Consider the following 18962-nt stretch of genomic DNA (forward strand, 5'->3'; position numbering starts at 1 on the left):
CGGGTGCCTGGACCGTTCAACTCAATACGGGATCCGGGTTTGGTCCGACTAATGCATGGAATTCTTTGCAACAAGTTGAAACAGACCGCGATTGGAATTGCATTGAAAGCCGGTGGACATACGCCACTTCTGATGAAAGCATTAGCGAAGATTATGTTCGCTTTATTGACATCAATGGAGATGGACTTCCGGATCGGGTTCTTACCACATTTAATAGTCTTTATACGAATTTCAACGTCCAACTAAGCCAAGGCCCATTCCCTGATTTGCTTAATATGGTCAGCAATGGGATTGGTGGTTCTTTGCAAGTCAGTTATGTCGCTTCGACGACCCTGGACAATCGTGATTCGGCGCATACGCGTGGGCTTTTGCCTTTTAATACGTAGGTGGTATCGCAGACGGCGGCGGCGGATGGGTTGGGGAACGTCAGCACGAATCATTATGCGTTTTCGGGGGGGTATTATAATCCGGGAGAGAGGGAGTTCAGGGGTTTTGGCCAAGTCACGGTGACGGCTCCGACGGGGGTGAAGACGACGACTTATTTTCATCAGAGCGGCGGGCGGGACAATACGGCTTTGGGAGAATATTTGGACGCGGGCACGGAATCGAAGAAGGGCATTCCTTTTCGGACGGAGGTGGTGGGCAGTGATGGCGGCACAAACAAGATCACGTTCAACAAGGTGGTGGAGGTTTTGCTGAATACCAATGGCTGGTATTTCCCGTTTGTTTCGCAAACGACGGAAATGGATTTTGAGGGGTTGTCCAATTATCGGGCGACGGCGAAGCAGTTTGGTTATGACACGAATAATGGCAATCTCATCACGACGGCGAGTTTGGGTGAGGTGACGAATATCGTGATCACGAACCAGACGTTCACGGATATCGGGAGTGATGCGGTTTATACTTGGATCACTTATGCGACGGGTTTGGGGAATATATTGGATCGGCCTTCGGATACCAAGATCACTTCGGACAGCGGGGGGGGCATGCGGTTGCGGGAAACGCTTCAGTCTTATGATGCGTGCGGACGGATGACGAATAGCCAGTCGTGGCTGGATACGGCGGGGAGTTTTGTTTCAATTTCGTCGAGTGTTTATGATGCCTACGGGAATGCGATTCGTTCGACTGACGCGGCGGGCATCACGACCACGAATATTTACGATTCGACGTTTGAGCAGTTTCCTTTGTTGACGGTCACGGGGAGTTTTACGAATAGTGCGACTTACGATGTCCGGTCGGGGGTGGCGCTGACGTCCACGGATGCGAAGGGGCTGGTTTCTTCCAATGTGATTGATGCGTTTAATCGCACGGTGGCGACTTATATTTCGACGAATGCCTACGGGGCGGCGAGTTTGTGGAAGTCGCGGATTTTCTATTCGTCGGGCGGAGTCTCGAATGGCGTTTCGTATAATTATATCCATAAGCAGGTGAATGACGCGGTGGATCTGGTCAATGGTTATGAAACGTATTTGTTTGCGGATGGGTTGGGCCGTTCGATTGAGACGCGTTCGGAGGCGGAGACGGGGCAGTTTCGGGTGGCGAACACGCTTTATGACCGGACGGGGCGCGAATATTTTCAGACGCTGACTTATTTCAGTTCGGGGACCAATTACACGATTCCGACGGGAACGAATTTGGGCACGCTGACGGAGTACGACGCGGTTTCGCGGCCGTTCCGGGTGACGGGCTCGGTGCAGGCGGTGTTGAATTCTTCGGGGCTGTTATTGAGCACGAATGTGACGGGCGGGGATGCGGGGTCGCCGGTGGGGGCGTCCACGACGGGGCATTTTGACGGGGGCAATCCGTGGGCGGTGGTGGTGACGGATCCGTTGGGCAATGTGAAAAAATCGTATGCGGATGCTTACGGGCGGATGAGCACGATCACGGAGGTGACTTCCAACGGCAATTATAATACGCAGTTCAAGTTCGATCTGCTGGGCAATCCGACCAACCTGGTGGATCAGGCGGGCAATACGATCGTGATGGCGTACGACAGCTTGGGCCGCAAGACTTCGATGGTGGACCCGGACCTGGGCACGTGGAGTTATGTTTATGATGTATCGGGGAGGGTGACGCAGCAGACGGATGCGCGGGGGGACACGCTTAAATTTTATTATGCGGATCCACTGGGACGGCTGACTTCGAAGGAGATTTATAATTCGGCGAGCCATTTGGCGGGGACGATTACCTACACTTACGATCACAGCGATGACCCGGCGTTCACGGTGTATAAGGGGCAGCTTTACAAGGTGGCGGATTTGCAGGGGTACGAGCGCAGCAGTTACGACGTGCGGGGACGGGTAATCAAGACGGGGCGGTTCCTCAATCTCAACGCGGCGGAGTATGTGACGCAATCCACTTACGACGACGCCGACCGGTTGCAGCAACTGGAGTATCCGGGGAACGCGGCGTTGATCCAGTATTCGTACGACACGGCGGGGAATGTGAGCCAGGTGGCGAGCCTGGCGGGCACGGGGACGAATGAGGTGTTTTACACACCGCTGGGATTTAATGCGCTGGGGCAGTTGACGAGCAGCACCAATGGCAATGGGGTGTTGACGACCAATATTTATTATCCCCTTTCGCAGCGGGTGGAGAATGTCCGCGTGGTGAGCAAGGGAACGAATATCCAGAATCTTTCGTACACGTACGACGCGGTGGCCAATCTCAAGAGCATCGGGGATGGAGTTCATACGGGAATGGGATCGGCGGGGATGACGAACATTGGTTACGATCAGTTGTACCGGTTGACATCACTGAGTTCGACGGCGCAGGGGAGCAAGAGTTATGCGTATAGTCCGATTGGCAATGTGTTGACGAACCAGGATTATGGTTCGGGAGCGTATCTTTACGGCCTCAAGCCGCATGCAGTGACCAATGCGAACGGGACGACGTATGGCTACGATGCCTGTGGGAACATGACGACGCGTGGCGGGCAGACGCTGAGTTATGATGAGCAGAACCAGTTGGTGACGGTGCAAGGCACGAATGTGGCGGTGGCCTTTGGGTATGATGACAAGGGTGAGCGTTTGTGGCGCAACGGAACGAATGGTTATACGATTTGGATCGGGGGCATTTATGAGATCAATAATGGCAAGGTGCTATGCCACGTGGTGGTGGATGGCGGTCTGGTGGCGACGTTTGAATCGCAATGCACGGCGTTGATGAGCCAGGTGGTGGGGGAAAAGCGCTGGTTTGAAGTTTCCAACCGGCTAGACTCCATCATGGCGTGGCCATTTCAGGAAGGACGCGGGTTCTGGACGGTGTTCGCAGGAACCTGGCTGGGGATTATTGCGCTGTGTTTGTGGAGTGCGCGCAAAACACAGTGGACGCGTCCCTTATTGCGCCGGGCGTTGCGGCCTTCAGCCTTATGGCGGCAGGCGGTGACGGTCGGCATGATTTCTTTGGTGCTGGCTTCCAGCACGCGGGAGGTAAATGCGGCCACGTATTCACCGGTCTTTTATTATTACCACGACAATCACCTTGGCTCGACGAACATCCTGACGGACCGTGGCGGCGATGTCGTGCAGCATTACGAATATGCAGCCTATGGGCAAACCACGTACACGGACAACAGTTCGGCGTTTCCGGTTTCCAATCGTTACACCGGACAAATTGATGACGATGAGACGGGTCTTTATTATTATGGAGCGCGGTATTATGACCCGGCATTGGGGCGGTTCATCCAGCCGGATTCGGAGATTCCGGATTCCTCGGACCCGCAGTCCATCAACCCTTATACTTATGCCGGCAATAATCCGTTGCGATTTACTGATCCGACCGGGCATGACGGGGAGTCGTTCACCGATGATGATTGGGACCGGTTCAATGCGCAGTTTGAATCGAACAGTCTTTTCGGACCGCAGAATTTTGATTTTGGCGGACAGAACTTCGATCTGTTGGATTCACTGGGCTACGGCTCGGGCAATGACGCGATGGACAATCTTTTGGGCCATCAGTTCTCTGATAATTCCAACCCATTTGCACAGTCAGCCGCTTACAGCGATGAGGCGATAGCGTCTGCGGCGGGGAGTTTGGGTGGAGGTTTTAGTGAAGGCGGAGGAGGGAATTCGGTCTTATCAACCGTAACGAATATAGCGTCCGCTCTCGCGTTGGTTCCTGGACTGGGAGTTCCTGCCGCCCTCGTGGCAGGGACGGGAGAGGCGCTTCAAGGAAACTACGGCACGGCAGCTCTTCAATTTGCCGGGGCCGCGCTGGGTGTGGGAGGGTTTGCGGCGGAAGTTTTAGCTGGTAGTGTAGCAGATGCGGTAACAGTAACTAGATTTAGTCAGAAAATTGGGTCAAGTGCCGCTGCAGATACCGCAATTAGTTCGGTTGGTAATCCAACTGCAACAATAGGAGACATAAGTCAGTACCAGCGTGTCAAGCTCAGTAAAGGCACACGCGCAGAAATTTGGGAGCGATCAAAAGCGGCCGATGGTAAAGTTTATGATCCTTCAGGCGTAGAAATCAAGCCCGGTGAACCTTGGCAGGCGGGACATGCACCCGGCCATAAACTTTCCGACGCACAGCAAAGAGCCACAGAAGAGGGTTGGAATTTGGATACTTGGAAAAAATATCAAAGAGATCCTGATATTTACAGACCTGAGAAAATTAGAACAAATTTAAGCCATCAATATGAATCTGATTGGTAAACAAATGAAAATCGAATATCCTTCGGCCCAAACAGTATCAATTTGGATCGGCACATTTCCAACAGAGAATGATTTTGATCAAAGTGTTGATGAGGATGTGGCAAAACGTCTCGGTTTAAAAATCTCGCTTGAATCAATATGCGAAATATCTTTTGAGGAAAAGCCGATTGATCTCTTTAAATTGTTGGAAGGTTTTTCAGGTTGGGAAGCTTATATCAATGACGCGGTTTTTGTTGGAAGAAAGCGAGGTGTTGAAATTGGAAATGCCGCGCTTGTTTGTTATTATCTTAAATGCGAAAATGCTCCACTTGAATGGGGACGGCTTCATTTCTTGGGAAGTTTTATCGGGCATGACATTGACTAATTTTAATGTTAGAACCGTACAAGCCAACCATAGCGCGCGTGATGCCAATGAAAAATAAACGCCGGGACAGCTGGGCTTTCCCAAGCCCGCCACTAATTAGTTTCCCCTGTATGAGACGATCGCCCCGCGATTTGTGGTCTCGGCGATGAACGCAACCCAAGGAAGCAAAGGCCGCCTGCTTCAAACTGAACGGCCAAACGCCTTGCCGGCCTCGGAGCGCTGTCCCGGTTAACTCGGAAGCGCTCGGGTGGCAATACTTCTGCACCCTGACCTTCAGGGGTGAGCAGCAATGTCTCCGGTTTGGATCGCGAATGTTCGTGGCATTGTTGCAAACCCAAGCGCGGAGTTTCGGGGTGCATTTCAAAAAGATACTTTGGTGGCTCGCGCGATAAATAATTAAGTTTCAAAACTATAAATTATGGACGTATCCATTTTGTGGACAATGAACTACGCGGAATATCGTAACACCATTCTATGGGGCTTTGAACGGCGTGATTAGCGCCGTCCCGCCTTCCAAGATGGCTTCATTGTCCGCGCGGATTTGACGCTTGCAGCCTTGCAGGCGTGGTTTACTCTTATGCTGTGGGCTGGCTCACTGACCGACATTATTTTTTGCTCGCCGTGGTTTTTTACGGCTTGAGCATGGTCTATTCTGTTTTCCTTTGGCGCAAAGGCTTTCGCGAAGACAGCCGCAATAATTATTTCGTGCTCTTGCTCGCGTTCATCCTGCACACCACGGCGATGGCCAAACGCGGGTTTTCGCTGGATCGCTGCCCGGTAAACAATCTTTACGAAGCCACATTGTTCATCGCCTGGACTATTGTGGCGGCATACCTCGTTCTCGGTGTCTGGTCGCGGTTGCGGTTCATCGGCGCGTTCGCTTCACCAATTTTATTCGGGATGGGCGTATTCGCTTTGATGCCTGCTCTCGACACTCCCCATGGGCCGTCGCCGGATTTTAGCCACGGTCTCGGCAGCTTGCACGCCGCACTGATTTTGTTGTCCTTTGGTTCGTTTGGCTTGGGCTCGGTCGCGGCGTTGATGTATCTGACGCAGGAGCACGATCTCAAATTTCACAAACTGCGGGCGATCTTTTCTTTGCTTCCGCCCATTCAACGGTTGGAAAAAGTCGCGAGTGGATTCGTGACGATCGGGCTGGTGTTGTTCACGGCAGGTCTGTCGCTTTACCCGGAATTGCTGCGTGAAAAGGACGGGGTCTATTTCAAGAGCGATCCCATACTATTATGGGCGCTGTTGATCTGGGTGATTTATCTGGTGCTGCTCATCATGCGCTGGCGCGGGAAGGGCGGGCGGCGTTTTGCCTGGGGTGCGCTTGGAGTCTTCGCATTTATTTTACTGACTTTCCCCGGGTTCATGTTGCTATCCTACGTGCATAAATCGTAAATATTAATCGCACGCAATGTCCATCGTCGTCATCGGCCTGAGTCATCATTCCGCACCTGTCACGGTGCGGGAACGGTTTGCTTTTGCCGAGGCGCGCATCCCGGCGACTTTGCAATCGCTTCGCGATTCCGGCGTCGCCAGTGAGGCGGTGATTCTCTCGACCTGCAATCGCGTCGAACTTTACGCCGTCACGGCTTTGGAACCGCGCGCCGCTTTCACCGTCTTGCGAGAATTTCTCGTGAACTGCCACGAATATCGCGAACCGATCACCACCGAACTTTACACGCTCTCCGAACCACACAGCCTGGAGCATCTTTTCAAAGTGGCATCGGGTCTGGACTCGATGGTGCTCGGTGAAACGGAAATTCTCGGTCAGTTGAAAAAGGCCTACGACCTCGCGTTGCAACACAAGCATTCCGGCGGACGTTTGAACAAGGCGTTTCAACGTGCGTTCAACGTCGCCAAGCAAATCCGCACCGACACGAACATCCAGCGCGGCAGTGTATCGGTCGGTTCGGTGGCGGTGGAGCTTGCGGAAAAGATTTTCACCACACTGAACGGCCGGCAGGTCATGGTCATCGGCGCGGGCGATACCAGCGAAAAGACCGCGCGCTCGTTGCTCAGCCGCGGCGCGCACAGCATCATCGTATCGAACCGCTCGCATGAGCGCGCCGAGGAACTCGCCAAACAGTTGGATGGCCGCGCGGTGCATTTCGACGAATGGGCCGCGGAATTCCCCAACATTGACATCGTCATCAGCAGCACGTCCGCACCGCATTATGTTTTGGATCGCAAAAAACTGGAACCGCTGATGAAGCTGCGCAAAAGCCGTCCGCTGTTGCTCATTGATATCGCCGTGCCGCGCGACATCGAGCCCGAAGTGAATTTTTTGGATAATGTTTATCTCTACAATATTGACGACCTCCAGGCCATCGCCGACGACTATCTCAAGCAGCGCAAGAGCGAGATCGCACGATGTGAAGCCATCATCCGCGAAAAGGCCCGCGCGCTGCTCGGCGCGACGCGTCCACCCGAACTTCCCGGCGAAGCGACTCCCGCTCTCGGCCATAAGTAAGCGCAATCGCCATTTTCAACATGCCGGCTGAACCCGTTATTTATATTGCCACTCGCGGCAGCGCACTGGCATTGGCCCAGGCAAACAATGTTCTTGCGCAATGCCGCGCCGCATTTCCCGTTCGCGCGTTTGAACTGAAAATCATCAAGACGACCGGCGATAAATTGCAAACGGCGTCGCTCGCGAAGGAAGGCGAAAGTTTGCCAAAAGGACTTTTCACGAAAGAACTCGAAATCGCGCTGCTCGAAAACGAAGCCGACCTCGCGGTGCACAGCTTGAAGGATTTGCCCACGGAGTTGCCGGAGAAACTCACGCTCGGCGCCGTCGGCAAACGCGCGGATGTTCGCGACGTTTTGATTTATCGCGCGGCGGGCGCAAGTGTGGGACGCGGTTTCAAACTCGCGCATGCCATCAAGGATTTTCCGCCGGGCGCGGTCGTTGGCACTAGCAGCACGCGGCGTAAGGCGCAGTTGCTCGCGCATCGCGCGGATTTAAAAATCATTGACCACCGTGGCAATGTGCTGACGCGCATCGAAAAATTGGCGGCGCGCGCTGACCTCGATGCCATCGTGCTCGCAGCGGCAGGGTTGGCGCGGCTGAATTTTCAAATCGCGGCGGACGGAATTTTGAGCGGGCCGGGAGTTCCAACTGGATTGCTCGCGACGATATTGGAACCTGAGGTGATGCTTCCGTGCGTGGGGCAGGGCGCGATCGGAATCGAGATTCGCGAAAACGACGAACGCATCGCGGCGGTGTGCGAAAAACTGAATCATGTTCCGACGCAGGTTTGCGTCACCGCCGAGCGCGCTTTTCTGGCGGCGATGGGCGGCGGCTGCCAAAGTCCGGTCGCGGCGTATGGCGAATTGATCGGCGAACAGTTGCGGTTGCGTGCCGTATCTTTTCGCGATGGCCCCGTGCGCATTACCGAAGGACACGCCGCGCCGAAGGAAGCAGCGGAATTGGGACGGCGTTTGGCGAACGAACTTAAATAGCCGCTCAAAAAAATTAATGAAATTGAAAGGCATAGTTTATTTAGTCGGCGCGGGTCCCGGCGACGTGGGATTGCTCACGATGCGCGGCGCGGAATTACTCGGACGCGCGGAAGTGGTGGTTTATGACGCGCTCGTTAATCCAAGTTTGTTGCGGCTCGCGCCCAAGACCGCGGAAATTATCTATGGCGGCAAACGCGCGAAGGATCATGCCATTCCGCAGGACAAGTTAAACGAGTTGCTCGTGGCGAAAGCCCGCGAAGGCAAAATCGTGGTGCGGCTCAAGGGCGGCGATCCGTATGTTTTTGGCCGGGGCGGCGAAGAGGCGCAGGAATTGGCGGCGGCGAAAATTGATTTCGAAGTGGTCCCGGGAATTTCTTCAATCGTGGCCGCGCCGAACTACGCGGGCATTCCCATCACGCATCGCGATTATTGTTCGAGCTTCACCGTCATCACCGGCCACGAGGATCCGACCAAGGACGAAGTCAATATTGACTGGGCGCAGATCGCAAAAATTCCGGGGACAAAAATCGTGTTGATGGGCGTCAGCCGCATCCGCGAGATCGCATCGAAGCTGGTTGAGAACGGCATGGATGCGAAGACGCCCGTCGCGATGGTGCGCTGGGGCACAACCGGCCGGCAGAGTTCCATCGAAGGCACGCTGGCGACGATTGCCGACGTTGTGGAAAAAAATAATTTCACGGCGCCAGCGGTGACGGTGATCGGCGGCGTGGTGAACTTGCGCAAGGCGCTGAACTGGCACGAGCGGCGTCCGCTGTTTGGGCAACGCATCGTGGTCACGCGCACGCGCGAACAGGCGAGTGAATTGACGCGGCGATTGACGGAACTCAGCGCGGACGTGCTGGAGATTCCCACGATTAAAATTGTCCCGACTGACCGCAAGGCCGACCTGGCGGATGCGTTGTTGGAATTGAATTCCTACGATTGGATTGTGTTCACGAGTCCCAACGGCGTCGCGATGTTCTTCGAGAATTTTTTCAAGGCGTTTGAAGATCTGCGCGACATCGGCGGTGTGCGCATCGCGGCGGTGGGACCAGCGACGGCGGCGAAGCTGAAGGAACTTCACCTCAAGGTGGACGTGATGCCGCAGGAATACGTCACAGCGAAAATCGTCAAGGCGCTCAAGGCCTTCGAGAGCGTGGAAAATTTAAAAATCCTGCTCATGCGCGCCGAAGTGGCGAGCCCGGACTTGCCGAAGGAATTGGAAGCCGAACGCGCGATTGTGGATGACATTGCTTGCTATAAAACCGTGCCCGAAACGGGAGACGTGACCGGCGCGGCGGCGCGGTTGCTCGAAGAAGGCGCGGACTGGATCACGTTCACAAGCAGTTCGACTGTGGAAAATTTTCACGCGCGTTTCGACCTGCCCGCGTTGTTGAAAAAATTTCCGCAGATCAAGACCGTGTCCATCGGGCCGGAAACTTCCAAGGCCATCGCCGCGCTGGGCTTGAAACCGGACGTGGAAGCGAAGGCTCACACGATCGAAGGCATCGTGACCGCGCTGGTAGGCGCCGCCCGGCATTAATGCAGAAAATGGTCGAGCAAAACTTCGGTTTCGATGGCTTGGATTTTTCGTAGCAACAAGACTTGGGGATCGTCGGATGGTTTTTCTTCCACGCTGGCGCACAGTTGAATAAATGCAAGCGGTTCCCATTCGCCATGCGCAAGCAACTTCGCTGACCACGCAGGATTGCTTTCCATGTCGAGCAACTTTTTCGCGCGCGCGGCAATTTCGGGAAAACATTCGTGCCCGCCCACGCGGCGAAACCAATATCCCGCGTTGCTGTAATCCGGTTCGCGGCGGTGGACGATGCCGTGGATAAAACTTCCGTCCGCATTTTCAATCGCTTGCGCGACATGATGCGCGGCGTCGAGCTGGTCATGCCAAAGCAGCAGGAGCGCGCGGATGAGTTCCTGTGCTGGCGTGGAAATGTTCGAGTGCTTGAACACATCCGCTAATTTTTTCGTCAATGTATCATGGTCAAGAGCGTCCGGGCGCGGTTTGGGGCCAAGTTCCGGGATGCTGGAACCAAGAAGATTTTTAAGATTGAGAGCGGCAATGTTTTGCGGCATGAGAATAAATAATCGCGTCCGGGCGCAGGTTTCAAATGATTTCATCGGTGTAATGGTGCAAGCGGTTTTGCGGCGGCGCGAAGACGAAAGCGGCTATGTTGTTTCTGGACAAGGGCGTGGGCGTGGTTTATGTGATGCTTGCGCGGAGTGGCAGGGTCGGTAAAGCTCTGCGCGGATTGACGATGTCGAACAAATTGCGATTAGCAGTATTGAACATGTTTCCGGCGCAAGTGGCGCGGAAAGGCTGGCTTGCGCTGGCCCTTTTTATTTTTGCCTCGTTCGGTGTGGCGGGCGCAAAGGGCGCGGGCTTTACCGCGACCGTGGATCGCGACGCGATTTCGATGGGCGAGAGTTTTACGCTGACGCTCAAGTTTGACGGCGGCGAACCCGCTGCATCGCCCCCTTTACCCCGCATTCCCAACCTGACTTTCAGCGAGCCTGGACGGCAAGTGCAGCAATCCTATTCCTTCGCCAACGGAGCCGCGCAAAGCTCGGTAAGCGTTACCTATTCCTACGATTTGACTCCGGGCAAGCCGGGAATTTACGTCATTCCCGCGCTCACGGTGAATCTTGGCGGACAAAGTTTTACGAGCCAGCCGATCCGCCTGCGCGTTGCCGAGGCGGGCAAAGGCCAGGCCAGCGTGGGCGGCGCGTTTCTGCGATTGCTCGTGCCGAAAAATGAAGTGTATCTCGGCGAAGTGCTGCCGGTGGATATTCAGCTTTTTTATCGCGCCATCCAAGGTGCGGAAATGCCGCAGGTCAAAGAGGAAGGATTCACGCTCGGCAAAATGTTGCAACCGACGCAAGCCTCCACCGCCGTCAATGGCCAACCGTATTCTGTGGCGACGATGAAGACCTTCGTCGTGCCCGCAAAAGTCGGCAAGCTCGACCTCGGCCCGGCGACGATGCAGGTGAACGTGCCGAAACCGAATTCGCGCCAAACTATATTCGGCCAATTTTATGACTGGCAATCCGTGACGCTTGAGAGCGATCCACATTCTTTACAGGTGCTGCCATTGCCCAGCGCCAATGTCCCCGCCGGTTTTAGTGGCGCGGTGGGAAATTATTCCGTCACCATCACTGCCAGCCCAACAAATGTGGCAATGGGCGATCCAATTACTATTAAGGTGCAAATCTCCGGCCGCGGTGCGCTCGAAAGCATTACGCTGCCCGCGCAAACCGGCTGGGAACAATTCAAGTTGTATCCGCCGACGAGCGATTTTCAACCGGCGGCGAACGATCCGCTGGGAATTTCCGGCACGCGGACTTTCGCGATCACCGCCGTGCCGCAAACCATGGACGCGAAGGAAATACCACCCTACGTTTTCAGTTATTTCGACCCGGATCAAAAAAGTTATCGCACCGCAACTCAACCGGCGATTCCGCTGATCGTGCGTCCGAGCGCGGCGTCGTTGCCGGCGCCCACGGCGTCGAATCCGAACAACGCACCCGACAACTCGACACCGGCACAGGACGTTTCATTGATCAAATCGCATTTGGGAACGGTCGCGCCAATCAGTGCACCGCTGGTGGAACAGCCGTGGTTTCTCGCGGCCCAGGCTGTGCCGGTGTTCGCGTGGCTGGCATTTTTGATGCGACGCAAACAAGTCGAACACCTGGCGAACAATCCGAAGCTGCGCCGCGAACGCGAGGTCGAACAAAGCGTGCGGCTGGGATTGCTGGAATTGCGCCGGGCGGCGAATGCGAATGACACGGAGAAATTTTTCGCGGCGGTCATTCGCCTGTTGCAGGAACGCTTGGGCGAGCGGCTGGACTTGCCCGCGACGGCGATCACTGAAGCCGTCCTCGATGAAAAATTGCGTCCACTGAAAACTCCCGACGCGCAAATGGCGGTGTTGCGCGAATTATTTCAGTTGTGCAACCAGGCGCGGTACGGGCGGCAAAGCACCAACGCGGAATTGGTTTCGCTGATTCCAAAAGTGGAGGCGGCCATGAATGATTTGAAAAAAATAAAAGCATGAATCGGTTGAGCGGCCATATTTTTAAATCGAGGGAACGCTTCATCCGGCAGATCGTTTTGCTTTTTATGTTTGCGTGTGCGCTGGTGATAAGCACGCAGGCGCGCGCGGAAGATTTGACTTCGGGTTTCGAGGCGGCGAACAAACTTTACGAGGAAGGAAAATATTCCGACGCGGCGGCGGCGTACGACAAACTACTCGCCGGGGGAAAGGCGTCGGAGGCGATTTATTTCAATCGCGGCAACGCATGGTTCAAGGCGGGGCAGGTGGGGCGCGCGATTGCGTCGTATCGGGAGGCTTTATGGCTGGCGCCGCGGGATTCGGCGTTGCGCGAGAATTTACAACTGGCGCGAACGCGCGCGCGCGGCGGCTCGATGTATCGTGCCGAGCGATGGAAAGTTTTGCTGGGCAAATTGAGTTTAAACGAGTGGACAGTGATAACGTCCGTGGCGTTGTGGGCATTTTTTATCCTGCTTGCGGTGGCGCAATTCCGGCCCGGCCTAAAACTTCAGTTGCGCAATTATGTTTTTATCACGGGAGCGGGCGTCGTTTTGTTCGGCCTTTGTTTTGCGATAAGTTTCTATTCGGATTATAACACGCCGACGGCGATCGTGACCGCGGGTGAAGTCGAAGTCCGCAACGGGCCGCTCGATGAATCAGTGAGTATTTTCAAGGTGCGCGACGGCGCGGAGTTGGAAGTGGCGGACCAAAAAGATGGATGGCTGCAAGTCGTGGACCCGGCGCAACGGATTGGATGGCTGCCGCAAAATAAAGTGATCGTGCTGGAGGCCGGTAAAGTTTGGAAGCCGGGCGCGTAATGACGCAATTTGTTAAGGCATTGTAAAAGATGGCGCCGGACGGTTAAGGAAATGTAAAATCGTTCGCGTAACCTCAAATTGTGGATATGGGTTGTTCATGCAATCCAAATACGTCCGCAAAATCGCCGCGCTTGCCGCGGTGTTTGCATTCAAAAGTTCCCTGGCATCCGCTCAGATTCCGGCAAACGCATCCCTGAGCATCGTAACGGCAGTCAGCAGCAACAGCATCACCATCAATGATCCCAGCAACCGCGTGTGGATCATGATGACTTCGACAAACCTGGCAGCTTGGAATGAACAAGGCGCGTGGAAAGTTTTTAACGGGACTTTTCACCAGAGTTTCACCAATGGTTCGGGCAGCATATTTTATCGCGCCACATACGACCCGGCTCAGCAAACCGTATTGGATACGGCTTTGCTGCTTCCATCCGCACTTTTCGATTACATCCCTGTTTTGCCGCAGGATTTTTTAGTGCCGCCGATTTCAGTGCAGGACAATACGCCAGCCACGAACGCCATTACGGATGCCGGCGCGCAATTAGGGCGGGTTTTATTTTATGATAAACGATTGTCCACGAACCAAACCATTTCGTGTTCGTCATGCCATCAGGCCGCGCATGGCTTTGCCGATCCGCGCACGGTCAGTGTCGGTTTTGACGGAAGCCTCGGCACGCGCAATGCCATGGGATTGAATAACGCGCGTTATTACCAACGTGGGCATTTCTTTTGGGACGAACGCGCGGCCACTTTGGAGGACCAGGTTTTGCAGCCAATCCAGAATCCAATCGAGATGGGGATGACGCTGCCGACCCTCGTTTCTCGCCTGGCGGGCGAGCCGTTTTATACAAACTTATTCACGCAGGTTTTTGGAACTCCCGCTGTCACGACCAATCGCATTTCTGTGGCGCTGGCGCAGTTCGTTCGGTCCATCGTTACCACGAATTCGCGCTATGACCAGGGCGTAAGCATCGGATTTACCAACCTGACGACGCAGGAAAATCTGGGGCGGCAGATCTTTTTTGGGCAGGTCGGCAAGGCGACTTGCAGTTTGTGTCACACCACCGATATCGAAGTGGCCGCGAATATATTTAATAATGGGTTGGAATTTCCTTACGTGGACAAAGGCGTGGGTGGCATTACGGCGCGCGCGCAGGACATGGGGTTGTTCAAGGTGCCGTCGCTGCGGAACATAGAATTGACCGCGCCGTACATGCACGACGGGCGGTTCACTAATTTGGACCAGGTGGTTGAATTTTATAATTCTGAAATTGTGAGCAATGCAAATCTTTCGCCACCGTTGCGCGGGCCGGGCGGCACGCCGTTGCGACTAAATCTAACCACCGCGCAAAAATCGGCATTGGTCGCCTTTCTGAAGACGTTGACCGATACGACCGCGACCATGGATGCGAGATTTTCCGATCCGTTTAATTATGGAAATTGAACCGGCGATTGAAATGTGGAGTCTCGGAGAAGGCCTGGAAGCGGCCAGGAAAAATTTCTTGTATTTAGCCATGAGGGAAAACCTTGTCTGAAGGAGGTGATTGATGTTTATTAGGCTTCAATCATGCCTAAAAATCTGAGCCGTAAAATCGGATCGCGTGCGATTTTATTTTTGATGAGCGGGTTGTTCAGTCTGGCGATGGGTTGCGCAACGGATAAAAATTGCTGCGGCGTGGACGCGAAGCGGGGTGGGGTGAAGATCACTGAGGGCAGCAACACCGTGCGCGTGGAAATCAATGGGGAGTTGTTCACCGAATATTATTACCAGGATGTTCCGCGTCCCTATTTTTATCCCGTAATTGGGCCGGAAGGTTTGCCGATGACGCGGAATTGGCCGATGGCGAGTCCGCCGGGCGAGGAACACGATCATCCGCATCATCGGTCGTGGTGGTTCGCGCACGGAGCGGTGAATGGCGTGGATTTTTGGAGCGAGGCGGCGGGTTTCGGAAAGATTGTTCACGATCGTTTTACCGAAATAAAATCCGGCGCAAAAGAAGGCGTCATCAAATCCAGGGATAAATGGGTGGCGCCGAATGGAACCGTGGTTTGCACGGATGACCGGACTCTTCGTGTCTATAATATTCCCAACGCGCGCTTGTTCGATTTTGAAGTGACGATCCATGCCTCAAACGGCAAGGTCACTTTCAACGACACCAAGGAAGGCAGCATGGCGATGCGCCTGGCGGAAACGATGAAGCTCAAATCGCCGGGGCAGGGGCACATCGTGAACAGTGAAGGCGTACGCGACAATAATACCTGGGGCAAGCGTGCCGACTGGGTGGATTACTACGGCCCGGTGAATGGAAAAATCGTGGGTGTGGCGATGTTCGATAACCCAAATAATCCGCGGCACCCAACGACGTGGCATGTGCGTGATTACGGTTTGTTCGCGGCCAATCCGTTTGGGTTGCATGAGTTCGAGAAAAAGCCGGCGGGCGCGGGTGATTTGACCATACCCGCGGGCGAGAGCGTGACGTTCAAGTATCGGTTTTACATACATAAGGGTGACGATCAACAGGGCAAGGTGGCCGAAATGTATCGCAAGTACGCCAAGGCAAGTGAGAAAAAATAATTTCCACAATCCAACTTTTTTTATGCGCAAACAAAAATTCAATCGCCGGCAGTTTCTGAAAAAATCTGCGTTGACAGCGGCATCGCTAAGCGTGTGGTCAACCTTGAAGGCGCAGCCCAATGCGCCGGCGAATATCAACGCGCGCGTGATCGGCGCGAATGACGATATTCGCGTGGCCGTGATCGGATTTAATTCGCGCGGGCAGGATCATCTCAAAGGCATGCAGGAAGTGAAGGGTGTCCGCATCGTGGCCTTGTGCGACGTGGATAGCAATGTCCTCGGCCGCGAAGTTAAAAAGTTTGAGGATAAGAAGCAGCCGGTCACGGGTTATCAGGACATCCGCCGTTTGTTGGAGAACAAGGACATTGATGCCGTCACGATTGCCACGCCGAATCATTGGCATTCGCTCGCGGCGATTTGGGGAATTCAGGCGGGCAAGGATGTGTACGTCGAGAAGCCGGTGTCGCACAATGTTTGGGAAGGCCGCCAGCTCGTGACGGCGGCGCGCAAATATGAACGCATCGTGCAAACCGGAACGCAATGCCGTTCCAGCCCCGGACTCGCCGAAGCCGTGGCGTGGGTGCAGGCCGGTAATCTCGGAAAAATTAAAGTGGCGCGTGGACTTTGTTATAAGCGGCGCGCGAGCATCGGCAAGACGACTGGCCCACAACCCGTACCTGAGTCGGTGAATTATAATTTATGGACGGGGCCGGCGCCGATGGAGCCGCTGCGCCGCGCGAAGCTGCATTACGACTGGCACTGGGTTTGGCCGACCGGCAACGGCGATTTGGGCAACCAGGGCATCCATCAAATGGACATCGCGCGGTGGTTTTTGGGAGAAGCGGAATTATCGCCGCGAGTGTTGAGCGTTGGTGGCCGCGTCGGTTATGTGGACGATGGCAATACGCCAAACACTCTCGTGGTGTTTCACGATTATCCGACCGCGCCGCTGATTTTTGAAGTGCGCGGTTTGCCGCAGAAGAGCGGGGCGAAGGCGATGGATAATTATCGCGGCGCGGATGTGGGTGTGGTGGTGGATTGCGAACACGGTTACATCGTGAATCCCTCCTACACGCGCGTGAATGTTTTTGACAAGGACGGCAAGCAGATCAAAACCTTCGACGGCAAGGCGAGCCATTACGAAAATTTCATCGCGGCGGTGCGCAGCCGGAAAAGTTCAGACCTGCACGCGGATATTTTGCAGGGGCACATCTCGAGCGCGCTCTGTCACACGGGAAATATTTCGTATCGCCTGGGCAAAGTGACTTCGCCCGATGAATTGCGCTCAACCATGCGCGCCAACGCGGACCTCGCGGATTCCTTGAACCGGATGCAGGAACATCTCGGCGCGAATGCGGTGAACCTGACCGAGACTCCGCTGATGCTCGGCACAGCATTGACGATGAATCCCCCAAGCGAGCGTTTCACTTCCAACGCAGATGCGAATGCGCTGCTGGCGGCGAGTTATCGCGAGCCCTTTGTGGTTCCGGAAAAAGTCTGACGACGAACTGGTCGCGATCGCAAAAACGCGCGATTTATTTTGTGTCGGAATCGGAATCGGGCTTGGACTTGTTGGCGTCAACAGTTCCTTCATCTTTGCCGAAATAGGTGAAGACGCGCCACATGAGGAGGCCGAGCAGCGATAGAACAATCACGTCCATGCCAAGGCCTTTAGCGACATCGGGAAATTGATCGGTAGGTAAAAACCGCAACGGCGAAAGGAACGCGCCGATGCCGACGAGCAGCAGGACAAAAGACGCCACGCGCAGCAACGGCGAGGCTTTGCCATCCCAATTCATCGCCACAATTTTCCAATAAGCCACGCCAATAGCTGCGCCGATGGCGAACGCGAGAATCGTCCAGGCGGAAATGTGAAAAACAAAACCATTGGCATCGCGGCTCACCGCTTGGTTGGACGCGAACACGGTTCCGAGAGCGACGGCGGTGGCAGCGGAAGCGATCCAGACAATGTCCCGGTCGTTTTTTGCAGTGGTGGTCTCAGTTGTCATAGGTGACTTCGGGTTAATGGTTCACGGCTAACAAATTCGCAAAGAAAGATAGCACGTTGGTCAAATTATTCCATAAGATATTTTAATCTATTGCAAAGTTAGATGAGGATAATTTATGATGTTGATGCGTTGGGAAAGGCGCTGCCTGGCGGAGAAAGTACATAATTATCAGATTGATCAAAATGCGCTGGTCACGCAACCGCCCTCGACGCGCAAGGCGGAGCCATTGATTGCCGCAGCGGCCGGACTGCAAACAAACACAACCGCGGAAGCGATTTCGTCCGGTTGAATGAAACGCTTGATCAACGAACTTGGCCGGGCGCTTTCAAAGAAATCTTTTTCAACTTGCGCAGGCGCGACGCCGCGATCGCGCGCGAGTTGCGCTACGAATGTCCCGACGCCTTCGGAAGCCGTCGGCCCGGCGAGAATGGAATTCACCGTCACAGCGGTGGCGCGAGTCATCTCGGCGAGTCCGCGGGCGACGGCCACTTGCGCGGTCTTGGTCATGCCGTAATGGATCATCTCGGCGGGGATATTGAGCGAGCTTTCGCTGGCGATGAAAACAATGCGGCCCCAGTTGCGCGATTTCATTTCGGGAAAATAAGCGCGGCTGAGTCGCACGCCGGACATGACGTTGACCTCAAAAAATCGCAGCCAATCGGCATCGGGAATTTGGTCGAACGGCTTGGCCTCGAAAATACCGAGATTGTTGATGAGAATATCCACGCGCGGAAGTTGGCGAACGAGGGCTTCGCAACCGGCGGCATTGCCAAGGTCACCGGCCACGCCGCGAAGTTTGGCTTGAGGAACCGCGCTTTTAATGCGGGCGATGGCCTCATCCACGCGGACTTGTGTGCGGCCGTTGATGACGACTTCCGCGCCTTCACGGGCCAGTCCAAGTGCAATGGCGTAACCGATTCCGGCAGTGGAACCAGTGACGAGGGCAAGTTTATTTTCAAGTTTGAGATTCATGATCGGTTTAAATTTACATTCGCGGTTTAGA

Annotated in this window: 14 protein-coding genes and 1 pseudogene; 12 read left to right on the forward strand and 3 right to left on the reverse strand. The window is 54.7% G+C overall.

Going from position 1 to position 18962, the window contains the following annotated elements; translation table 11 throughout:
* Window positions 1-65 precede the first annotated feature (65 nt).
* The 7 genes and pseudogenes from VH413_17215 (at window position 66) to cobA (ending at window position 10033) form a co-directional block, all read left to right on the forward strand.
* A pseudogene (locus VH413_17215) lies at window positions 66-3776 on the forward strand (toxin TcdB middle/N-terminal domain-containing protein).
* A 159-nt stretch (window positions 3777-3935) separates the two neighbouring features.
* Window positions 3936-4655: a GH-E family nuclease gene (locus VH413_17220; protein ID HEX3800437.1), complete on the forward strand. Its 720-nt coding sequence runs from the start codon at window positions 3936-3938 to the stop codon at window positions 4653-4655.
* Window positions 4639-5019 (forward strand): hypothetical protein, encoded by a 381-nt coding sequence (locus tag VH413_17225; GenBank protein ID HEX3800438.1) that lies wholly within the window; start codon window positions 4639-4641, stop codon window positions 5017-5019. Before VH413_17220 ends, VH413_17225 begins: the two co-directional genes overlap by 17 nt.
* Window positions 5020-5601: 582 nt before the next feature.
* On the forward strand, window positions 5602-6423 hold the full coding sequence (gene ccsA / locus VH413_17230) for a cytochrome c biogenesis protein CcsA (GenBank protein HEX3800439.1): 822 nt from the start codon (window positions 5602-5604) through the stop codon (window positions 6421-6423).
* A gap of 16 nt (window positions 6424-6439) precedes the next feature.
* Window positions 6440-7498 (forward strand): glutamyl-tRNA reductase, encoded by a 1059-nt coding sequence (gene hemA / locus VH413_17235; protein HEX3800440.1) that lies wholly within the window; start codon window positions 6440-6442, stop codon window positions 7496-7498.
* 20 nt (window positions 7499-7518) lie between these two features.
* A complete protein-coding gene (gene hemC / locus VH413_17240) occupies window positions 7519-8490 on the forward strand; it encodes a hydroxymethylbilane synthase (GenBank protein HEX3800441.1) in 972 nt (323 codons plus the stop codon).
* Window positions 8491-8506: 16 nt separating this feature from the next.
* Complete coding sequence (gene cobA / locus VH413_17245) at window positions 8507-10033, forward strand: uroporphyrinogen-III C-methyltransferase (protein HEX3800442.1); 1527 nt, start codon at window positions 8507-8509, stop codon at window positions 10031-10033.
* On the opposite strand, the gene VH413_17250 is transcribed toward cobA, so the two are convergent.
* Complete coding sequence (locus VH413_17250) at window positions 10030-10581, reverse strand: hypothetical protein (protein ID HEX3800443.1); 552 nt, start codon at window positions 10579-10581, stop codon at window positions 10030-10032. The two genes, cobA and VH413_17250, sit on opposite strands and share 4 nt — an antisense overlap.
* A gap of 95 nt (window positions 10582-10676) precedes the next feature.
* Between VH413_17250 and VH413_17255 the strand changes: the two genes are divergently transcribed.
* The 5 genes from VH413_17255 to VH413_17275 all read left to right on the forward strand — a co-directional run bounded on the left by VH413_17255 (window position 10677) and on the right by VH413_17275 (window position 17451).
* Complete coding sequence (locus VH413_17255) at window positions 10677-12563, forward strand: BatD family protein (GenBank protein HEX3800444.1); 1887 nt, start codon at window positions 10677-10679, stop codon at window positions 12561-12563.
* Window positions 12560-13378, forward strand: coding sequence for an SH3 domain-containing protein (locus VH413_17260; GenBank protein ID HEX3800445.1), 819 nt, complete (start codon window positions 12560-12562; stop codon window positions 13376-13378). Before VH413_17255 ends, VH413_17260 begins: the two co-directional genes overlap by 4 nt.
* Before the next feature lie 97 nt (window positions 13379-13475).
* A complete protein-coding gene (locus tag VH413_17265; protein HEX3800446.1) occupies window positions 13476-14819 on the forward strand; it encodes a cytochrome c peroxidase in 1344 nt (447 codons plus the stop codon).
* A 123-nt stretch (window positions 14820-14942) separates the two neighbouring features.
* Window positions 14943-15950: a PmoA family protein gene (locus VH413_17270; protein HEX3800447.1), complete on the forward strand. Its 1008-nt coding sequence runs from the start codon at window positions 14943-14945 to the stop codon at window positions 15948-15950.
* 22 nt (window positions 15951-15972) lie between these two features.
* Window positions 15973-17451 carry a Gfo/Idh/MocA family oxidoreductase gene (locus VH413_17275; GenBank protein HEX3800448.1) on the forward strand — a complete coding sequence of 493 codons (1479 nt, stop codon included), beginning with the start codon at window positions 15973-15975 and terminating at the stop codon, window positions 17449-17451.
* A 34-nt stretch (window positions 17452-17485) separates the two neighbouring features.
* Here the strand turns inward: VH413_17275 and VH413_17280 are convergent, their stop codons facing one another.
* Window positions 17486-17959, reverse strand: a complete 474-nt coding sequence (locus VH413_17280) for a hypothetical protein (protein ID HEX3800449.1) — start codon at window positions 17957-17959, stop codon at window positions 17486-17488.
* A gap of 177 nt (window positions 17960-18136) precedes the next feature.
* Window positions 18137-18931, reverse strand: a complete 795-nt coding sequence (locus tag VH413_17285; GenBank protein ID HEX3800450.1) for an SDR family oxidoreductase — start codon at window positions 18929-18931, stop codon at window positions 18137-18139.
* Window positions 18932-18962: the final 31 nt, after the last annotated feature.

The sequence above is a fragment of the Verrucomicrobiia bacterium genome, assembly GCA_036268055.1.
Taxonomy (GTDB): Bacteria; Verrucomicrobiota; Verrucomicrobiia; order Limisphaerales; family Pedosphaeraceae; genus DATAUW01.